15 protein-coding genes are annotated in these 17,954 nt (G+C 70.1%); 5 read left to right on the top strand and 10 right to left on the bottom strand.

Annotation, left to right across the window (positions count from 1 at the left end; all coding sequences use genetic code 11):
* Positions 1–101 precede the first annotated feature (101 nt).
* Entirely contained in the window at positions 102–455 is a 354-nt protein-coding gene (locus tag DFJ67_RS07255) for a hypothetical protein (protein ID WP_147315439.1), read from the top strand.
* 101 nt (positions 456–556) lie between these two features.
* On the top strand, positions 557–1,516 hold the full coding sequence (locus tag DFJ67_RS07250; protein ID WP_116067175.1) for a DNA polymerase domain-containing protein: 960 nt from the start codon (positions 557–559) through the stop codon (positions 1,514–1,516).
* Positions 1,517–1,519: 3 nt separating this feature from the next.
* On the opposite strand, the gene DFJ67_RS07245 is transcribed toward DFJ67_RS07250, so the two are convergent.
* Positions 1,520–2,494 carry an aldo/keto reductase gene (locus DFJ67_RS07245; protein WP_116067174.1) on the bottom strand — a complete coding sequence of 325 codons (975 nt, stop codon included), beginning with the start codon at positions 2,492–2,494 and terminating at the stop codon, positions 1,520–1,522.
* A 55-nt stretch (positions 2,495–2,549) separates the two neighbouring features.
* On the opposite strand from DFJ67_RS07245, the gene DFJ67_RS07240 reads away from it, so the two are divergent.
* The gene (locus tag DFJ67_RS07240) at positions 2,550–2,846 is read left to right on the top strand and encodes a DUF1905 domain-containing protein (protein WP_116067173.1); all 297 of its coding nucleotides are present in this window, start codon (positions 2,550–2,552) and stop codon (positions 2,844–2,846) included.
* Between the two features lie 397 nt (positions 2,847–3,243).
* Here DFJ67_RS07240 and DFJ67_RS07235 read toward each other — a convergent pair whose 3' ends face one another.
* From DFJ67_RS07235 to DFJ67_RS07210, 7 genes are all read right to left on the bottom strand, one after another.
* A complete protein-coding gene (locus tag DFJ67_RS07235; RefSeq protein WP_116067172.1) occupies positions 3,244–3,846 on the bottom strand; it encodes a TetR/AcrR family transcriptional regulator in 603 nt (200 codons plus the stop codon).
* A 70-nt stretch (positions 3,847–3,916) separates the two neighbouring features.
* Entirely contained in the window at positions 3,917–5,932 is a 2,016-nt protein-coding gene (locus DFJ67_RS07230) for an FAD-dependent oxidoreductase (RefSeq protein WP_203783263.1), read from the bottom strand.
* 10 nt (positions 5,933–5,942) lie between these two features.
* Complete coding sequence (locus tag DFJ67_RS07225; RefSeq protein WP_116067171.1) at positions 5,943–6,338, bottom strand: TOBE domain-containing protein; 396 nt, start codon at positions 6,336–6,338, stop codon at positions 5,943–5,945.
* Positions 6,339–6,416: 78 nt separating this feature from the next.
* Complete coding sequence (locus tag DFJ67_RS07220) at positions 6,417–6,833, bottom strand: hypothetical protein (protein ID WP_116067170.1); 417 nt, start codon at positions 6,831–6,833, stop codon at positions 6,417–6,419.
* Entirely contained in the window at positions 6,830–7,474 is a 645-nt protein-coding gene (locus DFJ67_RS42230; protein ID WP_170215756.1) for a hypothetical protein, read from the bottom strand. The genes DFJ67_RS07220 and DFJ67_RS42230 overlap by 4 nt, the downstream gene beginning before the upstream one ends.
* A gap of 267 nt (positions 7,475–7,741) precedes the next feature.
* The gene (locus tag DFJ67_RS07215; protein WP_116067169.1) at positions 7,742–9,337 is read right to left on the bottom strand and encodes an ABC-F family ATP-binding cassette domain-containing protein; all 1,596 of its coding nucleotides are present in this window, start codon (positions 9,335–9,337) and stop codon (positions 7,742–7,744) included.
* A gap of 111 nt (positions 9,338–9,448) precedes the next feature.
* Positions 9,449–10,639, bottom strand: a complete 1,191-nt coding sequence (locus tag DFJ67_RS07210; protein WP_116067168.1) for a citrate synthase — start codon at positions 10,637–10,639, stop codon at positions 9,449–9,451.
* A 76-nt stretch (positions 10,640–10,715) separates the two neighbouring features.
* Between DFJ67_RS07210 and DFJ67_RS07205 the strand changes: the two genes are divergently transcribed.
* Positions 10,716–11,939 (top strand): LeuA family protein, encoded by a 1,224-nt coding sequence (locus DFJ67_RS07205; RefSeq protein WP_116067167.1) that lies wholly within the window; start codon positions 10,716–10,718, stop codon positions 11,937–11,939.
* Between the two features lie 38 nt (positions 11,940–11,977).
* On the top strand, positions 11,978–15,442 hold the full coding sequence (locus tag DFJ67_RS07200) for an ATP-binding protein (protein WP_116067166.1): 3,465 nt from the start codon (positions 11,978–11,980) through the stop codon (positions 15,440–15,442).
* Between the two features lie 679 nt (positions 15,443–16,121).
* Here DFJ67_RS07200 and DFJ67_RS07195 read toward each other — a convergent pair.
* Entirely contained in the window at positions 16,122–16,964 is an 843-nt protein-coding gene (locus DFJ67_RS07195; RefSeq protein ID WP_116067165.1) for an ABC transporter permease, read from the bottom strand.
* On the bottom strand, positions 16,961–17,953 hold the full coding sequence (locus tag DFJ67_RS07190) for an ATP-binding cassette domain-containing protein (protein ID WP_116067164.1): 993 nt from the start codon (positions 17,951–17,953) through the stop codon (positions 16,961–16,963). Before DFJ67_RS07190 ends, DFJ67_RS07195 begins: the two co-directional genes overlap by 4 nt.
* Position 17,954 lies beyond the last annotated feature (1 nt).

The raw sequence follows: 17,954 nt of genomic DNA, 5'->3' as shown, positions 1-17,954 counted from the left end.
GAAGCAAGGCACAATCAGGGGTACGTCAAGAGGCGGTCACCCCGCATAGCGAAGCCGTCAAGATCGTGGCAAACCGCTTGCGCCCGCGCTGAGCTGGGCTCATGGCAACAACCCGTCACCCGACGGCCCCCAGGGTGACTCCCGGTATCGAGCTCGGAATCGGCTCGGTCGCGGTCGTCGTACTCACTGTCATGCTCGCCTCGGTCCCACTGCCCCTGGGGCTGGCCGGCATGACGATCGCGGTCATCGTGGGCGCGGTCCTGATTCCCGACTGGCGTTACAGCCTCGCCCTCGCCGTGATCACCTACTTCCTCTTCGTCGGCTTCGTCGCAGGCGACATGGGCGTGCTGTCCTGGCGGGGCCACGACGCCCTGTGGCAGTTCGTCGCCTTCGGCCTGGCCTACATCGCCGGACTCGTCATGCGTTGGTTGATGCACGCCCCCCCACCCGACTGACAGTGGCGAGTTCGGCACCACCGGCGGCGCGGATGCTCAGGTCATGCGCTTGATGACGTGGTTCATCCGCGCCGCCGGGTGGGCGTGGAAACATAGGGCTTATGCCCGCCAAAGGCGAAGAACGCGACGGGGTGCCGCTGACCAATCTCGACCAGGAGCTGTTCGACGGCGCCGGCGCGACCAAGCGCGACCTGGTCGACTATCTCGACGCGGTGCACGGCCGGATGATTCCGGCCCTGCGCGACCGGCCGCTGTCGGTGATCCGGGTGCGTCCCGGTCAGCCGCCGTTCATGCAGAAGAACCTGCCCAAATACACGCCCGAGTGGGTCGCGCGGGCCGATGTGTGGGCCGACCGCTCGCGCCGGATGGTCAGCTACGGGCTGTGCAACGACCGCCGCACGCTGATCTGGTTCGCCAACCAGCGCGCGGTCGAATATCACCCGGCGCTGTCGACCAGTGCGGATCCCGCGCACCCCAGCCACCTGATTCTCGACCTCGACCCGCCCGAGGGCGGCCCGTTCCGGCTGGCGGCCCAGGCGGCGCTGCTGGTGCGCGAGGTGCTCACGGCTTGCGGCATGGCGGGTGCGGCCAAGACCAGTGGGGCCAAGGGCGCGCACGTGTTCGTACCCCTGGCTGATGGTCCGGCTCATGACGACGTCGCGGCGGCCACCCGGGCGATCACGGCGCGCGCCGAGCGGCTCGACCCGGCGCTGGCGACCACCGCGTTCATCGTCGAGCAGCGCGAGGGCAAGGTCTTCCTGGACTCGACCCGAGCGGGCGGCGCGACCGTGGTGGCCGCCTTCAGCCCGCGGCTACGGCCTGGTGTGCCGGTGTCGTTCCCGCTCGGGTGGGACGTGTTGGAGGCGGCGGTGCCCACGGATTACACCGTGCACACGGCCGCTTCCCTGCTCGGGTCCGATGATCCGTGGGCGTCGCTGATGCCGCCGCCGCAGCGGCTCGACCCCGGCCTGGTCGAGGAGGGGCACACGATTCCGATCGCCCGGGTGGTCGCCATGCACGAAGGCAAGCGGCGGGCCCGGGAGCGTCGGTCTCAGGAGTGACTGTCAGCGGTCGATCGAGCTCATGTCGGCGTAGCGGTCGCCGACCGGCGGCTGGATCGCGTCGAGGCGCCTGACCTGCTCGTCGGTCAGCGTGATGCCCTCGGCGACGGTGTTCTCCTCCAGGCGGGACACCTTGGTCGTGCCCGGGATCGGCACGATGTCGTCGCCCTGCGCGTAGAGCCAGGCGATCGCCACCTGCGCCGGGGTGGCGGCCGCGTCCTGGGCGACCGCTCGTACCTCGTCGACGATCCGCAGGTTGTGTGCGAAGTTGCCTTCGGTGAAGCGTGGGCTCGAGCTGCGGAAATCGTCGCTGCTCAGGTCGCTCGGCGCGGTGAACTGGCCGGTGAGGAAGCCGCGGCCAAGGGGCGAATAGGCGACCAGGCCGATGCCGAGCTCGCGGAGCAGCGGCAGCACCTCGGCTTCCGGGTCGCGGGTCCACAGTGAATACTCCGACTGGAGCGCCGTGATCGGGGCGGTGGCGTGCGCGCGCCGGATGGTCTCGGGGCTGGCCTCGGAAAGTCCGATGTGGAGGATCTTGCCCTCCTGCTTGAGCGTGGCCAGCTCGCCGACGGTCTCCTCGATCGGCACGGTCGGGTCGACCCGGTGCTGGTAGTAGAGGTCGATCCGGTCGGTGCCGAGCCGGCGCAGCGAGCCCTCCACGGCGATCCGGATGTTCGCCGGCGAGCTGTTGAGCTTGCGGGTGACCTCACCGTCGCTGTGGGTGAGCTGACCGAACTTGGTCGCGATCACGTAGTCGTCGCGGCGCCCGGCGACCGCGCGGGCGACCAGTTCCTCGTTGCGGAAGGGCCCGTAGACCTCGGCCGTGTCGAGCAGCGTGATGCCCAACTCTCGTGCGCGGTGGATGGTGCGGATCGACTCGGTGTCGTCGCCGTGGCCCTCGTAGTAGGCGGACATGCCCATGCAGCCGAGGCCGAGGCGGGAGACGTCGAGGCCGCTGCCGAGCGCAAGGTTCTTCATTTTTGGAGCCTAGCTCCGGATCGGGACTGTCAGACCCGGGTGTGATGCTGACCGCGTGCGTTACGTTTTCGAGGCTGCGCTGTGGGTGTGGGACGCCCGGCGGGAAGACACCTGGGTGTTCGTCACGGTGCCGGCCGACGCGTCCGAGGAGATCCGCGAGCTGACCGGGGGCGCGCGGCGGGGATTCGGCTCGCTGCGCGTGAAGGTCACCGTGGGCGGCAGCGCCTGGCGCACATCGATCTTCCCGGGCAGCGACGGCTACGTGCTGCCGATGAAACGCGCCATCCGCCGGGCCGAGTCCCTCGACGTCGGCGACACCGCGACGGTGGCGATCGAGCTTGCCGACTTCTGATCGCCGCATGGTTTGGCGGACCGCACCCGACCCAGCCGCCGGAGCAGGTCGTCGGTGCCGGTTGGGGCGGATCACGGACCCGACCTCTGGCAACGGATGGGTGGCCGGCTGCGGACTGGGCCGTGCTGTGCTGCGTGAGCACGCGTCGCGGGCGGCGGATCGGCTGCCGCCGCATCGCATCGCATCGCATCGCGTCCGTGGTCCGTGCCGCCGTTCAGCGCCAGCGACGCGCTCACTCGGCAGCGTGTCCCCGATGCCGCGTGCTCGGGCGTGTCGCGTCGCCCGGTGGGTGATGCCGTCGCGCCGTACATGTTTTGTTATGTGCGCACATAACAAAACATGTACGCGCTAGCGGGACCCCCGGACCGGGTGGCTGGCGGCACCCGATCGGCGCGGGTCAGTGGGGGCCGGCGAGGCCCGAAAGGAGGAGGTTGGTCAGGGTGTCGACCACCGTGTCGGGGTCGGCGTCTGGCAACGCGTAGTTGAGGGTGCCCAGCAGCGCGGCCATGGCGGCCGCGACCAGCTCTGGGTCGCCGGGGAGGGGATGGCCGCGGTCGCGCAGGTGTTCGAGGTGCTCGCGTAGCGTCCCGGACCGCGAGGTCAGGTCGCGCCAGGCCCGCCCGGACGCCGGGTCGTCGGCGATCATCGACTGGAAGAGGGCGACGGTCACCGGGCGGTGGTCGTTCATCACCGACCAGGCGATGGCCAGGTGCTCGCGGAGCTGTGCGCGGTCGGTTAGGTCGTGATCCGCAGGGTGCGACAGGTCGGCCTTCTCGTCGGCGGCGCTGTCGAGTTCGGCCAGCAGCGCTTGGAGCAACTCGTCCTTGCTAGCGAAATGCTCGTAGAACGACCCGGTCGCCCGCCCCGCCGCCGCGGTGATGTCTGTGATCTTGGTGTTGAGATAGCCGCGCTCGCTGAACAGGGTGCGGGCCGCGGCCAGCAGCGCCGCGCGGGTCTGCGCGGCCTTGACCTTGCGCGTCACCGACTCGGCTGGGGGCATTGGTGCGGTCCTTCGGGTGCGGGGTTCGACGATGGCCATCTTACCGAACCCGCCTTCACCGAACGGACATTCAGGGTGTCAGCACCCAGCGGGCGGCGTCGGCGATCACGTAGCCGTTGGTGTTCTCGGTGCGGATCAGCAGGCTGCCGTCGGCTCCCGCGGCGAACGAGTAGGAACCGAGCGCTACCCACTGGCCGCCGGTGACGCGCTGGTCGACCGTGCGGGTCGTCAGGCCGCCGCCGTGGACGATGTCGATCGGCACGTTGCTCGCCCGGTTGGGGTCGGCGGTCCAGCGCAGGTAGACGGTGTAGGTGCCGGACGACGGCAGGGTCGGCCGGAAGCGCAGCCGGTTGACGCCCTTGGCGGTGTTGCCGTCGTGCTCGTAGTCGGCACCCCAATAGCCGGGCGTCGCCGTGCTGGTCACCCAGGTGCCGGCGCGGGTCACGCCGGCGCCCTTGCTGTCGACGATCACCTCGCCGGGGCCGGCCGGTGGGGGCCACTCCACGAGTTGCCCGTCGGCGACCAGCCGGGACCGCAGCGTCGCATAGGGCACCCGCTGGACCGGTGACGCCGCAGAGATCGCCAGCACCGCGGCGGTCGCGGCGGACTGGCCCAGGATCATGAAGACCGGTTCCATCCGGATCGAGCCGTAGGCGATGTGGCTGGCCGCCAGGCACACGGGCACCAGCAGGTTGGCGCACTGCGCCTCGGTGGGCACGATCGAGCGGAAGCTGACGCCGTAGGGGCCGGGCACGCCGATCTGCACGTCGCCCTCGTTTTTGACCACGCCGCCGACCACGACCCGCTGACAGTTGTGTGAGTCCATTGTGTAGCTGGCCAGCCCGACGGGGTCCGGCACCGGCTCCTGGCCGCGGCAGTTGCGCTCGGTCATCACGTGCGCGGAGACCATCCGGCGGGCCTCGCGGACGTAGAGCTGCGGCGGCCACCCGCCGGTCGCGGTGAACTCGTCGGCCGCCAGGCCCCAGGACGCGGTGGCACTGCGGATCGCGGCCGGCACCCGCGGATCGTTGGCCAGGAACCACATGAAGCCCTGCTGATAGGTGCGGTGGTCGGCCGCGATGCTCTCCCGGGCCGCGTAGGACGCGGTCGGATAGGCGTAGTTGGCGCCGATGAAGTCGGTCGAGAACGCGCCGTTGTTGTTGGAGTCGGTCTTGCCGTTGCCGACGCCGTGCGTGGTGAAGAACGGCCCGGTCCAGCCGGCCTGGATGTAGCGCGCCGCGAGTTCGTAGTGCACCGGGTCGAAGCCCGCCGGCTTGGGGAACGGCAGACGGGACGCCGCCTGGGTCAGGCACATTCGGTAGTTGTAGGCCTGGATCAGGTCGTCGGCCGACCCGGCCGGTGCGAGCGCCGCCGCCGAGATGCCGGGCAGCAGGCCGGATCCAGGGCTCCCGGCGACCACGTAGGGCGAGACCGGGAAGTTGAACTGGTGCCCGCTGCGCAGCTGCACGCCGTTGATGGTCTCGCCGTAGGTCGCGTTGGCCTCGCGCCCCACCGTGAACGACACCCCGGCCCGGGCCATCAGGTCGCCCTCGTAGGACGCGTCGATGAACATCGCGCCGCGGTAGGTCTGGCCGTTGTCGCCGACCACCTCCAGCAACCGGTTGCCGGACCGGGTGACCGAAGCCAACCGCACACCGAGATAGACCGGCACACCGGCCGAGGCCAGCATCTCGTCGAACACCGCGCGGGCCACGTGCGGCTCGAAGGTGAACCGGGCCGGCGAGGTCGGTGTCACCGGCGTACCCGCGTATTTGGCGTGGATCCGCCGGTAGAACTCGCCCGCGATGCCCTTGATGGCCGCGCCGTTGCCGGTGTCGGTCTGCCCGAGCCCGCCGGTGGTCAGGCCGCCTAGGTGGGTCGAGGGCTCCAGCACGATCGCGGTGCGGCCCATCCGGCGGGCCTGGATCGCGGCCACCAGGCCGCCCGCGGTGGCGCCGTAGACGACGAGGTCGGCGGAGACGAGCGCGGCGGCCAGCGACCGGTCGGCGAAGCCGGTGACCCCGGCGGCGACAGCGACAGCGGCGCCGCCGACCCGCAACACCGTGCGGCGATCGACAGGCTTCACATCGATGAGCTTAACGCCGCGTCGGTGCCTTCTCCACCACGACGGTCGTCGATTTGATCACGGCGGTGGCGACCGAGCCGACCCGCAGGTCGAGTTCGTCGACGGCCTCGCGGCTCATCAACGACACGATCCGGAACGGGCCGGCCTGGATGTCGACCTGGGCCATCACGGCATCTTTGACGACCGCCGTGACGATGCCGCGCAGCCGGTTGCGGGCCGAGGTCTCGCCGGTCTCGGCCTGCTCGTGTTGTGCCCGCGCGAACGCGGCGAGCTCGGTGCCCTCGATCAGGCGGTGCCCGTGCTCGTCGCGCTCGGCGGGGAGGCGGCCGGCGTCGATCCACCGGCGCACCGTGTCGGGACTGACGCTGAGCAGCTCAGCCGCCTCGCTGATTCGAAACCGCAGCACCTCACCACCCTATGGCGCCGCGTCCTCGGGAGGGTGAGCCGCGCGCTGATCGTGCTCTCACTCACGCGTCGAACCAGCTCAAGACAATTCGTGGCTTTCGATTAGCCGCAGGTGGGCCTTGTCGCGGGGGCGGCCGAGGAGTCTTTTCGTGGTTAGCACAACCGAAAGCTGGACAAAGCGCAAACCTTGAAAGACGTCGGCGTTGTCAATTAAGTCGTCAACGGCCCAGATCTCGGGGAACCACCCATCGAGCACCTCTACCTTGCCGTCGGCTATGGTAACTCTATTGACAGGGAAGAAGGGCGCTCTGGCAATCTTGCCCAACGCCGCCGCCTGCCGCCAAGCCGCACCCCTGGCAACAACATCGACATCACTTATTTCTTCGATCCAGCCGCGTGCAAAGAGTGGTCCGCTGCCGGCGATCGCGAAGTCCTCGGTCGGCAAGCCCAGCTTGAGGAGCGCGACAAAACACGGATTATGCAGGAAGTTGATCATAGTGCGGGTAGGCCAATCGCCAGTCGCACTGCTACGGCGGCGATAACTGATATAAGAGTGCTGCTCAGTGTGCCCATGATGATGTATTGTCCCAGTATCGAGCCTTTTTGTTCGTCTTGGACCTGCGGCAATCTAACCAGAGCCTTGGCGGCGATGGCGAGAGCGGCGGCGTCCGATTGCCCGCCAGCCACGAAAGCGAACACGACCGCACGTTCGACCCAGCCGACATAGATTCCGAGCGGAACGATTCGGTTAACTCCACCTTGAGCTTGGCCAAGTAGGGGTAGGTAGCGGCGTACGAAGAGCGCCACCACCTCGTTTCCCACGAACACGGCCAACAGAAGGCCCGATATCACGATTCCAATTTCGTCGCTCTGGATGAGGCGAGTGACCGCTTTTCCCGAACTGGCGCCGTAAAATGCCAGCCACGCAACAACTATTGGAACCACTACCAGGGCTGTTGATGGGGCCGATGCTGCGGCTATGCCGAATCTTCGTAATATGCCGGTCGAGGTGGTCCGATCCGCGGCCGTTTCGACGGCGATAATGGGTCGTGTCGTCGATTTTCTTATGAGTACGTCGGCTTGTCCGGCGACAATGGTTACGAACCACACGCTGAATGCGGCCCAGCCGTCAATCACCGGGAAAACCGTATACGCACCATAAATGCCCGTGAAAAGCAGCACGCGCCAGTGCCCTAGTAGGAGTCTTGGCACGCTTGCCGGGAGGGCGACCGCGACGACCAGACCCAGCAGAAGCCTTGCTAGTCCCATCTGCTCGCCCTCTCGCTAGTCATTGCGCCGGGCAGGTGCACATTAGTCGCCCGTGGATGGGTTAAGACAGTCGGCATCTTGACAAACCGGGACGCCCGCAACCAGGGGGGATCCCATGTGGACGGGATGCCCGCCCTACGGCCGCACGCCGCGGAACACGCCGTCGAGCGTTATCCAGCGCGTGATGCCGAGGGTGTGCAGGAACGGCAGGTCGTGGCTGGCCACCACCAGCGAGCCCCGGTATGCCGCCAGCGCCTCGCCCAGTTGCCGCACGCTGGCCAGGTCGAGGTTGTTGGTCGGCTCGTCGAGCAGCAGGAGTTGCGGTGCCGGCTCGGCCAATAACAACGCGGCCAGCGTCGCCCGGAAGCGTTCGCCGCCCGAGAGGCTGCCGACCGGCTGCTCGGCTCGCGCGCCGCGGAACAGGAACCGGGCCAGCCGCGCCCGGATCGTGTTCTCGTCGGCCGCGGGCGCGAGCCGGCGCACGTTTTCCACGATCGACAGACCGTCATCGAGTACGTCGAGTCGTTGCGGCAACAACCGCAACGGCACGTCGACCTCGATCGTGCCGCTCGCCGCCGGGAGCCGGCCGGCGAGGGTCGCGAGCAGCGTGGTCTTCCCCGTGCCGTTGGCGCCGAGCAGCGCGACCCGCTCGCGGCCGTAGACGTCGAGGTCGAACCGGGCACCGTTGCGCAGCACCGCGGCGCGGACGCTGAGCACCCGGCGGGCGGCGGGCACCGCGGTCGCCGGCAGGTCGACCCGGATGGTCGCGTCGTCGCGGATCGCCTCCTCGGCCGTCGCCAGCCGCTCCCGGGCGCCCGCGAGCCGGTCTTCGTGCAGGCCGCGGTGCTTGCCGGCAGAAACCTGGGCCTGCCGTTTGCGCTCGGCCATCACGGCCTTCGGCTCGCGCTTGGTGTCCCACATCTTCTGCCCGTAGCGGACCCGCCGCGCGAGCTTGACGTGTGCGTCGGCCAGCTCGCGCTTCTGTCGCCGCACATCGCCCTCGGCGGCCCGCAGCGCCCGTTGCGCGGCCTCCTGCTCGGCGGCCAGCGCCGCCTCGTATTCGCTGAACGTGCCGCCGAACAGCCGCGCCGCGCCGTCGCGCAGCTCGGCCACCTGGTCGACCAGTTCGAGCAGCTCGCGGTCGTGACTGATCACCAGCAGGACGCCGGACCACGCGGTCACCGTCTCGTAGAGGCGTTGCCGCGACGCCCGGTCGAGGTTGTTGGTCGGTTCGTCGAGCAGGAGTACGCGCGGCCGCCGCAGCAACTGCCCGGCCAGGCCGAGCAGCACCGCCTCGCCGCCGGAGAGCGCCCCGACCGGCCGGTCGAGGTCGACGTGGTGCAGGCCCAGCGGGTCGAGCGTCTCGCGGGCCCGGTCGTCGACGCCCCAGTCGTCGCCGATCGCGGCGAACAGGGCCTCGTCGGTGGCGCCGCGTTCGACGGCGGCCAGCGCCCGCCGGGTCGCGGCGATGCCCAGCACGTCGTCGACCCGGCGGCCGGCGTCGAGGGTCAGGTCCTGTGGCAGATAGCCCAGCGTGCCGTCGACCCGGACGGTGCCCCGGGTCGGCGTGAGCGCGCCGGTGACCAGGCGCAACAGCGTCGACTTGCCGGCGCCGTTGGCACCGACGAGCGCGGTGCGGCCGGGGCCGATGACGAAATCGAGGCCCTCGAAGACGGGCTCGCCGTCGGGCCAGGTGAAGGTGAGGTCGGAGATATGGATGGCAGGAGACATGGCGGTCCTCCGGGTTGTCGGAAAGCGTCGACAACCTCAGATCCGCATCGGCCTGCCCCTCTCAATTCGCTCCGACGAACGTAACCCGGCTGTGCGGTCCGGCGGAAGTGATTATCCGCCTGCTCCGATGTAGACGGCGCGGAGCCGTAGTGGTGTGCGGCGCTCGTATTCCTCCATGGCGTGGGCCAGCCAGCCGGCGATCCGGGCGACCGCGAAGATCGCCTCGCCGGCACCGGTCGGCAGGCCGGCGGTCTTGGTGAGGGTGGCGAGGGCGAAGTCGATGTTGGGTTCGGGCAGCTTGCGGCGGCGGGCCGCGTCGAGCAGGGCCTGGGCGGTCAGCAGCACCGGATGGTCAGGAGCGGCCGCGCGGACCCGGTCGAGCAGCACGCCGGCGCGTCCGTCGCCGGACTTGTAGACCGTGTGGCCGAAACCCGGGATCCGCTCACCCCGGCGCAGTCGCAGGCCGATCACGTCGCCGGCCTCCGCCGGGTCGGCCACCGCGTCGAGCAGCGCCTCGGCACCCAGCGAGGCGCCGCCGTGCAGGGCGCCGCTGACCGTGGCCAGGCCCGCCGTCACGACCGCGTAGGGGTCGGCCCGCACCGACGCGGCCACCCGGGCGGCCAGCGTGGAGGCGGCGAGTTCGTGGTCGGCGAGCAGCACCAGCGCAGCGCGTACGCCATCGATGAAGGGCATTTCCGCACCCAACCGGGCGGCGAGCCGGGCCGCGATGCCGGTGCCGGTCGCCGCGCCCCGCTCGGGCAGGCAGTCGACGATGCCGGCGATCAGCGCCCGGCCGACATCGACCACCGCCGCCGGGTCGAGGTTGCCGCGCAGCGGGTCGGTCACGGCCAGGGCCGGCACGATCGCCTGGATCCGGTCGAGCAGCAACACGTTGCCCGGCAACGCCGCACCGGCCGCGCGCCCGACGGCCAGCCCGGTCTCGCCGGCCCGCCAGTCGCGCTCGCCGGGGGTGAACTCGCCGGTCCACAGCCCCTCGGCGACCTCCTCGAAGGATGCCCCGGCGGCCAGGTCGAGGGCGTCATGACCCCGGTAGAACGGGCGGTCCGCGCCGAGCGAGGTGATCCGGGACTCGATCACCACCTCGGACGAGCCGGTCGCGCGCCGGGGCCGGCCGCGCCGCGCGAGGCGCTCGACCTCGGCGGGGTCGAAGAGGCTCTGCCCCTCCGGCGCGCGGCGGCGGGCCAGCACGCCCCGGCTGACGTAGGCATAGAGGGTGGCTGGCTTCACACCGAGCCGCTCGGCCGCCTCGGCCGCCGTCAACCAGCCCGTGAGCTGCTGCATCGTTCCTCCGTACCCTCGACTGGGTTGACTTTAGTCAACATTGACTGCGCGCAACACCTGGTGTCAACCTGAGGTTATGCCACGCATCCATTTCCTCGACGTCACCAACCGCGACGGCGTGCAGACCGCCCGGACCGGGCTGTCGAAGTTCGGCAAGACGATGGTCAACTTCTACCTGGGCCGGCTGGGCGTCGCGCAGTCCGAGATCGGCTTTCCGTTCCTCTTCCACGAGGTGCCCTATGTGCGGGCGCAGGTCGCGCTCGCCGAGGCCGGCGCGTTCGGCGACCTGCGGCTGTCCGGCTGGTGTCGCGCGGTCGCCGGTGACGTGGTCGCGTCGGCGCCGCTGGGGCTCAAGCACTACAACCTCTCGATCTCGACCAGTGACCAGATGTTGCGCAACAAATTCCGCGGCAAGTTCGACCGCGCGGCCGTGATCGCCGAGATGGTGGGCGCGGTGCGGGCGGCCAAGGAGGCCGGCGTCGCGACCGTGGGCGTCAACGCGGAAGACGGTTCGCGCACCGACTTCACGTTCCTGACCGAGTTCGCGCTGGCGGCCAAGGAGGCCGGTGCCGACCGGGTGCGCTACTGCGACACGATCGGCGGCGAGACGCCCGGGCACATCGGCGAGCGCTTCGCCAAGCTGGCCAGCGCGGTCGGCATGCCGATCGAGACGCACTGCCACAACGACCTGGGCATGGCGGTGGCCAACTCGGTGGCCGGCGCGCTCGGTGACCTCGAAGCCGGCCAGGACGCCTGGATCAACACGTGTGTCAACGGGATCGGCGAGCGCTCCGGCAACGCCGATCTGGTGTCGACGATCCTGGCGCTGCGCAACGGGTTCGGCATCTCTGATGAGGTGTCGATCGGTGACCCGCTGGACCTGACGTGGGCGCGGCGGTTCGCGGCGTGGGCTTCCTACGCATTCGGGCAGCCGTTGCCGATCAACCAGCCCGGGGTGGGGCGCAACGCGTTCGCGCACGAGTCCGGCATTCACGCCGACGGGGCGCTCAAAGACCATCGAAACTATGAGTTGTACGACGAGGAGCTGCTCGGTCCCGACCCGGCCGACTGGCACGCGCGCGCCGGCCGGGTGGTGTTGACCGGTGAATACGGCGGGATGGCCGGCTTCCGGCACGTCATGGAGGGGCTTGGGATCCCGGTGGTGGAGCCGGAGCTGACCTTCAAGCTGGTGCAGCTCTGCAACGCGGCGACCGGACGGCCGCTCACCGATGACGAGTTGCGGCTGATCGCGACCTATCCGCGGGAGCTGGCGCTGCTCTACCCGGGTCAGCTCGGGTAGCGGATTGTGTCGGGGGGTTCCGATACCGTCTATGGGTCATGGGCACCCGGGTGGGGGAGACGGTCATCGGGCGGGAGCACCCCGCCGCGGTGCTGCGCGCCGAGATCGACCGGCTGACCGGCAGCCACGGCGGGTTCGTGCTGGTCACCGGCGAGGCCGGGATCGGCAAGACCACGCTGGTGACCGGTGCCGTCGAGGAGGCGCGCGGTCGCGGGGTGACCGTGATCGGTGGGCGCTGCTGGGATTCGGAGAGCGCACCCGGTTACTGGCCGTGGGTGCAGGCGCTGCGCGGGCTGCGCCGGCAGTCCGGCCATGACGAGTGGTCGGCGATCGAAGAGGCCGGCGGCAACGGGCTCGCGGTGCTGCTCGGCCAGGCGACCGAGGGCGACGAGTTCACCCTCTACGACGGGGTGACCGCCGCCCTGGTCGCCGCCGCGCAACACGCGCCCGTCATGGTCGTGTTCGACGACCTGCACTGGGCCGACCCGGCCTCGCTGCGCCTGCTCGAGTTCGCCACGCAACACACCTGGTTCGAGCGGCTGCTGCTGATCGGCACCTACCGCGACGTCGAGGTCGAGGCGGCCGGGCACCCGCTGCGGCCGGTGCTGCTGCCGTTGCAGGCCAAGGCGACCACCGTGACACTGACCGGCCTCGAGCCGGCCGAGGTGGGCGCCCTGATCGAGCGCGCGGCGGGCCGGGCGGCCGGCGCCGACCTGGTGGCCGAGGTGCACCGGCGCACTGGCGGAAACCCGTTCTTCGTCGAGCAGACCGCCCGGCTGTGGCGGGCCGACGGCTCGCTGACGACGATCGCGCCGGGTGTCCGCGACGCGGTGCGCCGCCGGGTCGACCTGCTGCCGGCCGAGTTGGTCGCCCTGCTGACCGCGGCGTCGGTGCTCGGCCACGAGTTCCACCGCCAACTGCTGGCCGCCGTCGTCGCGGCACCGGTGCCACAGGTCGACCGCCTGCTCGACGAGGCGATCGCGGCCCGGCTGGTGGTCGGGCGCGGGGGCGGCCAGTTCGCGTTCGGCCACGACCTGGTCCGCGAGACGCTCTATGCCGAGCTGTCCGACGACGGCCGGCGCCGGTTGCACACGGCGGTGGTGACCGCGGTCGGCGACACCCCCGCGCTACGCGGCCGGTTGTTCCCGGCCGACCTGGCCCGACACGCCTACGCGGCCGGCGACTGCGTCGAGTGGACGGTGGCGGTCGAGCACCTGGTCGCCGCGGCCCGCGACGCGTCCGACCGGCTCGCGCCGGAAGAGGCGACCAACCACTTCCGCCGCGCGGCCGAGCGGGCCGAAGACCCGGCCCGCCGTGCGATCATCCACCTCGACCTGGCGACGACGCTGTCCCACGGCAGCTCCCGCGACAACGCGTGGGCCGAGGTCCAGGCCGCGGCCGCGCTGGCCCGCCCGCTCGACGAGCCCGCGGTGCTGGCCCGGGTCGCGCTGGTGGCCGAGCGGCATCGTGGTCCCAATAGCAGCAAGGCCCCGGCGATCGAGGCGCTGCTCCGTGAGGCACACGCACGCTTCGTCGGCGGCCCGGCCGAGGGACTGTCCCGCCAACGGCTCGTCGGTGACCTGATCGCCCGCACCGAGCTGCTGGCCCGCGCCGACGGTGACGACGAGGCGCTGGCTTTCAGCCTGTGGAGCCGCCACGACGCCATCTGGGGCCTGGGCTCGGCCCGCGAACGCGCGGCGCTGATGGTCGAGATGGAGACGGTGGCCCGCCGCGCCGGCGACTGGCAGTCGGCGACGTTCGCCGTGTCGTTGCGCTGGGTGGCGCTGCTCGAGCTGGGCGACCCGGCCTACTACGAGCAGCTCCAGGCGCTGCACGCGATGACAGAGCAGACCGATGTCGCGATGGCCCGAATGATGTCGTCGGTCGACCGCAGCATCATCGCGACCCTGCGCGGCGAATTCACCGAGGCCGCGGCGCTGCAACGCGAAACGGCCGGTTTCATCGACGGCGACCACGACGAAAACGCCTACATGGGCCAACACGTCCAGTGGGCGCTGCTGATGCTGCGCGGCCGGTTCGCCGAGGCCGCGCGGGTGATCGAACGCCGGGCCAAGGCGCACGCGCCTTACTACCCGCTGGTGACCGCCCTCACCGCCGTCGCGCAGGGCGACCCGGGCCCCGGGCTGACGCACCTGGCCGAAGTCGACGCGTCCGACCGCACCTACCCGCAGTGGATGGAGCCGCTGCTGTTGCGCCTGACAGCAGAGCTCGCCGTGCTCACCCGCGACCCAGACCTGTGCGCCCGGGCCCGCGCCGCGTTCGAGCCGCACGCGACCGACTGGCTGGTCTCCCTCTACGGCTGCGACATCAGCGGCCCGGTCGAGCTCTGGCTGGCCCGCCTGGCCGCGGCCGAAGGTCACTGGGCGGAGGCGGCGGCAGCCTTCAGCCGTGCCCACGTGGCGGCTGACCGCCTGGGCGCGCGGCCGTGGTCGGTCCTGGCCCGAGTCGGGCTGGCGTCCGCGCTGCTCGCCCAGGGTGAGTCGCCGACCGGGTTGCTGTCCGAAGTGGAACGTGACGCTGACGCCCTCGACATGCCACATGTGGCGGAAGAAGCGCGCGCCCTGGCCAGCCGGTTGGCAGCCCGGCGGGGCCTCTCCGCGCCGGAGGGTTCCTTCACTACGTCGACGGCGGATGCCGACCTGCGTTCTGCTGTGCGCCGCGCACCCCACCAGTCGGGGTCCGCCAACGAGCGCACCTCGCCGGGCGGTGTCGGTCGCCGCGGCAGCGAGGGTCTGGGCGAATGGTCAGCGGGTGCGGCCGGCGGTGTTGGCCATGGCGGCGACGGTCTGGGCGATCGGTCGGTGGGTCCGCCAGGCGGTCGTGGCCACGGCGGCGACGGTCTGGCCGATCGATCGGCGCCTGCGGCCCGCGACAGAAGGGGAAGCGAGAGCGATCGAGGCGGCCGCGACGCCGCTCGGGAGGTCGACGTAGCGGTGCCGGCGGAGTTTCGCCGCGACGGCGATGTGTGGCGGCTCGGCTTCGCTGGTCTGGTCGTGCATCTCCCCGATGCCAAGGGGTTGCGCGACCTGCACGAGTTGCTCAGCCATCCCGGCGACGACATCGCGGCGGTCGTGCTGCTCGATCCGGCCGCCGGGCCGGAGCTGCTGGCCGCCCGCCGGATGGGCGGCGACCCGATCCTCGACGACGAGGCGAAAGACCGCTACAAGCGCCGCTTGAGCCAACTCGACGAGGCGATCGACAGAGCCGCCAACCGCGGCGACCACGGCAAGGTCGAGGTGCTCGACTCCGAACGGCGGGCCCTGATCGACGAACTCCGCACCGCGGCCGGCCTGGGCGGTCGCACCCGCCTGCTGGGCGACGAGGCGGAGCGGGCCCGCAAAACGGTGACGGCCCGCATCCGCGACACCCTCCGCAAACTCGACGACCGCCACCCACACCTCGCGACGCACCTCCGTGACGCCGTCTCGACGGGAGCCACCTGCCGCTACGCCCCGACCGACCCGATCACCTGGCGCTTGTAGCGCAAGCCGGGGCCCGGCCCGTTCACCGGCGGGAGTGCCCTGTGTGGGGGCCCGGCCCGTTCACCGGCGGGAGTGCCCTGTGTGTCAAAGGGTTGCGGTCCCGCCCGCTCGAGCGACGCCGTGCGGCCGGCGTGTCGATGTCGCCACGCCGGTCACGGCCAACCCGCGCGAGATCTAGGAAAAGAAATGTAGCTATAGCTACATCGCTTTTCCTAGATCTGCGTGCTGCCAGTCATTCCGCTATTGGTGCGTGCGGACTAACTTCCTCGATAGGGACCGAACCCGATTGGAGGACGAATGCGCAAGCTCGCGGGAATGTTGCTGGCGCTTGTTGTGGCTTCCGTTTTCTAACCCCTTATGTGAATTTGGCCCCGCTCTACAAATACTACGGACACTCGGAGGTATGGGGACCGGGCTTCCACTTCGATTCACCGGATCGATGGTTCCAAAACGCCAGTGCGACTCTACCGTCGTCCCAGGCGTCGTGGCTGAAGATTTCCCTGAACAGGAGCTTCCCGGATCAGTCAAAGATCTGCACGAGGTTCTGGCGCAAAATCGACGGCACCTACAGTGGTTTCGGCACGATATGTGCCACCATTCATAATTGAAATCCAGCAAGGCAGCAGGCACGGCCCCCGCGCTGAATGCGCGGGGGCCGCGTCGTTGGACCTACCTAAGGTCATCTGCGGTTGTAGCGGTACATGGTGAGGAAGCCGAAGACCACGACGAAGCCGGCGCTCCAGAGCAGGGTCCACATGATGCTCATGCCGTCGGGGGTGCCGGCCATCACTGAGCGGATGGCGTCGACCAGGTGGGTGATCGGGTTGACCTTGACGAAGGCCTGTAGCCAGCCGGGCATCGTGATGGGTTCGACGAAGACGTTGCTCAGGAAGGTCAGCGGGAACAGGACCAGCATGCTCACGCCCATCACCGATTTCTCGCTGCGGAGCACCAGGCCGAACATGGTCCAGACCCAGGAGAACGCGAACGAGAAGACGACCAGTAGGCCGATTCCGGCCAGGACGCCCATCGGGCCGCCGTCGGGGCGGAAGCCCAGGATCAGGCCGACGCTGAGGATGACCAGGGCGGCCAGGATGTAGCGGAGCACGTCGCCGAAGATCATGCCGACCAGAGCGGAAGGGCGCCAGACCGGGAGGGTACGGAAGCGGTCGAAGACGCCTTTCTCGATGTCGGTGTTGAGGCCGACGCCGGTGTACATGGTGATCATTACGACGCTGGTGACCATGATGCCGGGTAGGAAGAACTGTAGGTAGGCGCCGGTGCTGCCCTTGATCGCACCACCGAAGAGGTAGGTGAACATCAGGGTCATGATGATCGGGAAGGCCGTCACGTCGAAGAGTTGTTCCGGGACGTGCTTGATTTTCAGCATCGCGCGCCAGCCGAAGGTGACCGAGGCCGACCAGGCGCTCGGCCTTGGCGGTCGGGCACCGGGCGCGAGGACGGCGCTCAGCGTCTCGGGAGAGGGCACGAAGACGGTCGGGACATCGGTGGCGGTGCTCATTGGACGGTCTCCATCTCGGTGTCGGTAGCGGCGTGGTCGGTCAGGGCCAGGAACACCTCGTCGAGGCTCGGCTGGCCGAGCGAGAAGTCGTCGACGACGATGCCGGCGGCGGCCAACTCGGAGAGTGCCCGCGCCGCCTGCGTGCTCGCCTCGAAGTCGGAACCGTCGACCCGGGCGCTGAGCGAGACCGGGTCGGCCTCGGGCTCGACCGCGGCCCCGAGCGCGCGGGCCAGCACCTCCTGCGCCTTGGCGCGGGCGGCGGCGTCGCGGAGTCGCACGTGGATGGTGCCCGAGCCGATCGACGACTTGAGCTCGCCGGGCGTGCCCTCGGCGATCACCTTGCCGCGGTCGACCACCGCGATCCGGGAGGCCAGGCGGTCGGCCTCGTCGAGATATTGGGTGGTCAGCAGGACCGTCGTGCCGTGCGCGACGACCGAGCGGATGATCTCCCAGACCTGGCTGCGGCTGCGCGGGTCGAGGCCCGTCGTCGGCTCGTCCAGGAAGAGCAACTCCGGTGTGTTGAGGATGCTCGCCGCGATGTCGATCCGGCGGCGCATGCCTCCGGAGTATTTCTTCACCTGCCGGTCGCTGGCGTCGGTCAGGCCGAACGCCGCGAGCAACTCCTCCGCCCGCGCTCGCGCCGCCGGCTTGCGGTGCCCGAGCAGGCGGGCGAGCAGCATCAGGTTCTCGACGCCGGTGAGGTCTTCGTCGACCGACGCGTACTGGCCGGTCATGCTCACCTTGCCGCGCACGGCGTTGGCGTCGCGCACCACGTCGTGCCCGAAGACCCGCGCCGTGCCGCCGTCGGGGCGTGACAGCGTGGCCAGCACCCGCACCGCGGTGGTCTTGCCGGCGCCGTTGGGGCCGAGCAGGCCGTAGACGCTGCCGGCCGGGACCTCCAGGTCGATGCCGTCGAGTGCGCGGGTGTCGCCGAACGTTTTGACCAGGCCCGTCGCCTCGATCGCGGGGCCGGTTGGGCGGTCACTCATG

Source organism: Asanoa ferruginea (assembly GCF_003387075.1).
Taxonomy (GTDB): domain Bacteria; phylum Actinomycetota; class Actinomycetes; order Mycobacteriales; family Micromonosporaceae; genus Asanoa; species Asanoa ferruginea.
The sequence above is the reverse complement of the archived record's forward strand: the minus strand, read 5'-3'. Positions and strand labels throughout refer to the sequence as shown.

Bases quoted from the DNA above. Each gene is read 5' to 3' on its own strand.
- DFJ67_RS07220 (WP_116067170.1), bottom strand. From the start codon at position 6,833: ATGATCAACTTCCTGCATAATCCGTGTTTTGTCGCGCTCCTCAAGCTG.
- DFJ67_RS07195 (WP_116067165.1), bottom strand. From the start codon at position 16,964: ATGAGCACCGCCACCGATGTCCCGACCGTCTTCGTGCCCTCTCCCGAG.
- DFJ67_RS07200 (WP_116067166.1), top strand. From the start codon at position 11,978: ATGGGCACCCGGGTGGGGGAGACGGTCATCGGGCGGGAGCACCCCGCC.
- DFJ67_RS07215 (WP_116067169.1), bottom strand. From the start codon at position 9,337: ATGTCTCCTGCCATCCATATCTCCGACCTCACCTTCACCTGGCCCGAC.
- DFJ67_RS07235 (WP_116067172.1), bottom strand. From the start codon at position 3,846: ATGCCCCCAGCCGAGTCGGTGACGCGCAAGGTCAAGGCCGCGCAGACC.
- DFJ67_RS07255 (WP_147315439.1), top strand. From the start codon at position 102: ATGGCAACAACCCGTCACCCGACGGCCCCCAGGGTGACTCCCGGTATC.
- DFJ67_RS07245 (WP_116067174.1), bottom strand. From the start codon at position 2,494: ATGAAGAACCTTGCGCTCGGCAGCGGCCTCGACGTCTCCCGCCTCGGC.
- DFJ67_RS07210 (WP_116067168.1), bottom strand. From the start codon at position 10,639: ATGCAGCAGCTCACGGGCTGGTTGACGGCGGCCGAGGCGGCCGAGCGG.
- DFJ67_RS07190 (WP_116067164.1), bottom strand. From the start codon at position 17,953: ATGAGTGACCGCCCAACCGGCCCCGCGATCGAGGCGACGGGCCTGGTC.
- DFJ67_RS07250 (WP_116067175.1), top strand. From the start codon at position 557: ATGCCCGCCAAAGGCGAAGAACGCGACGGGGTGCCGCTGACCAATCTC.
- DFJ67_RS07205 (WP_116067167.1), top strand. From the start codon at position 10,716: ATGCCACGCATCCATTTCCTCGACGTCACCAACCGCGACGGCGTGCAG.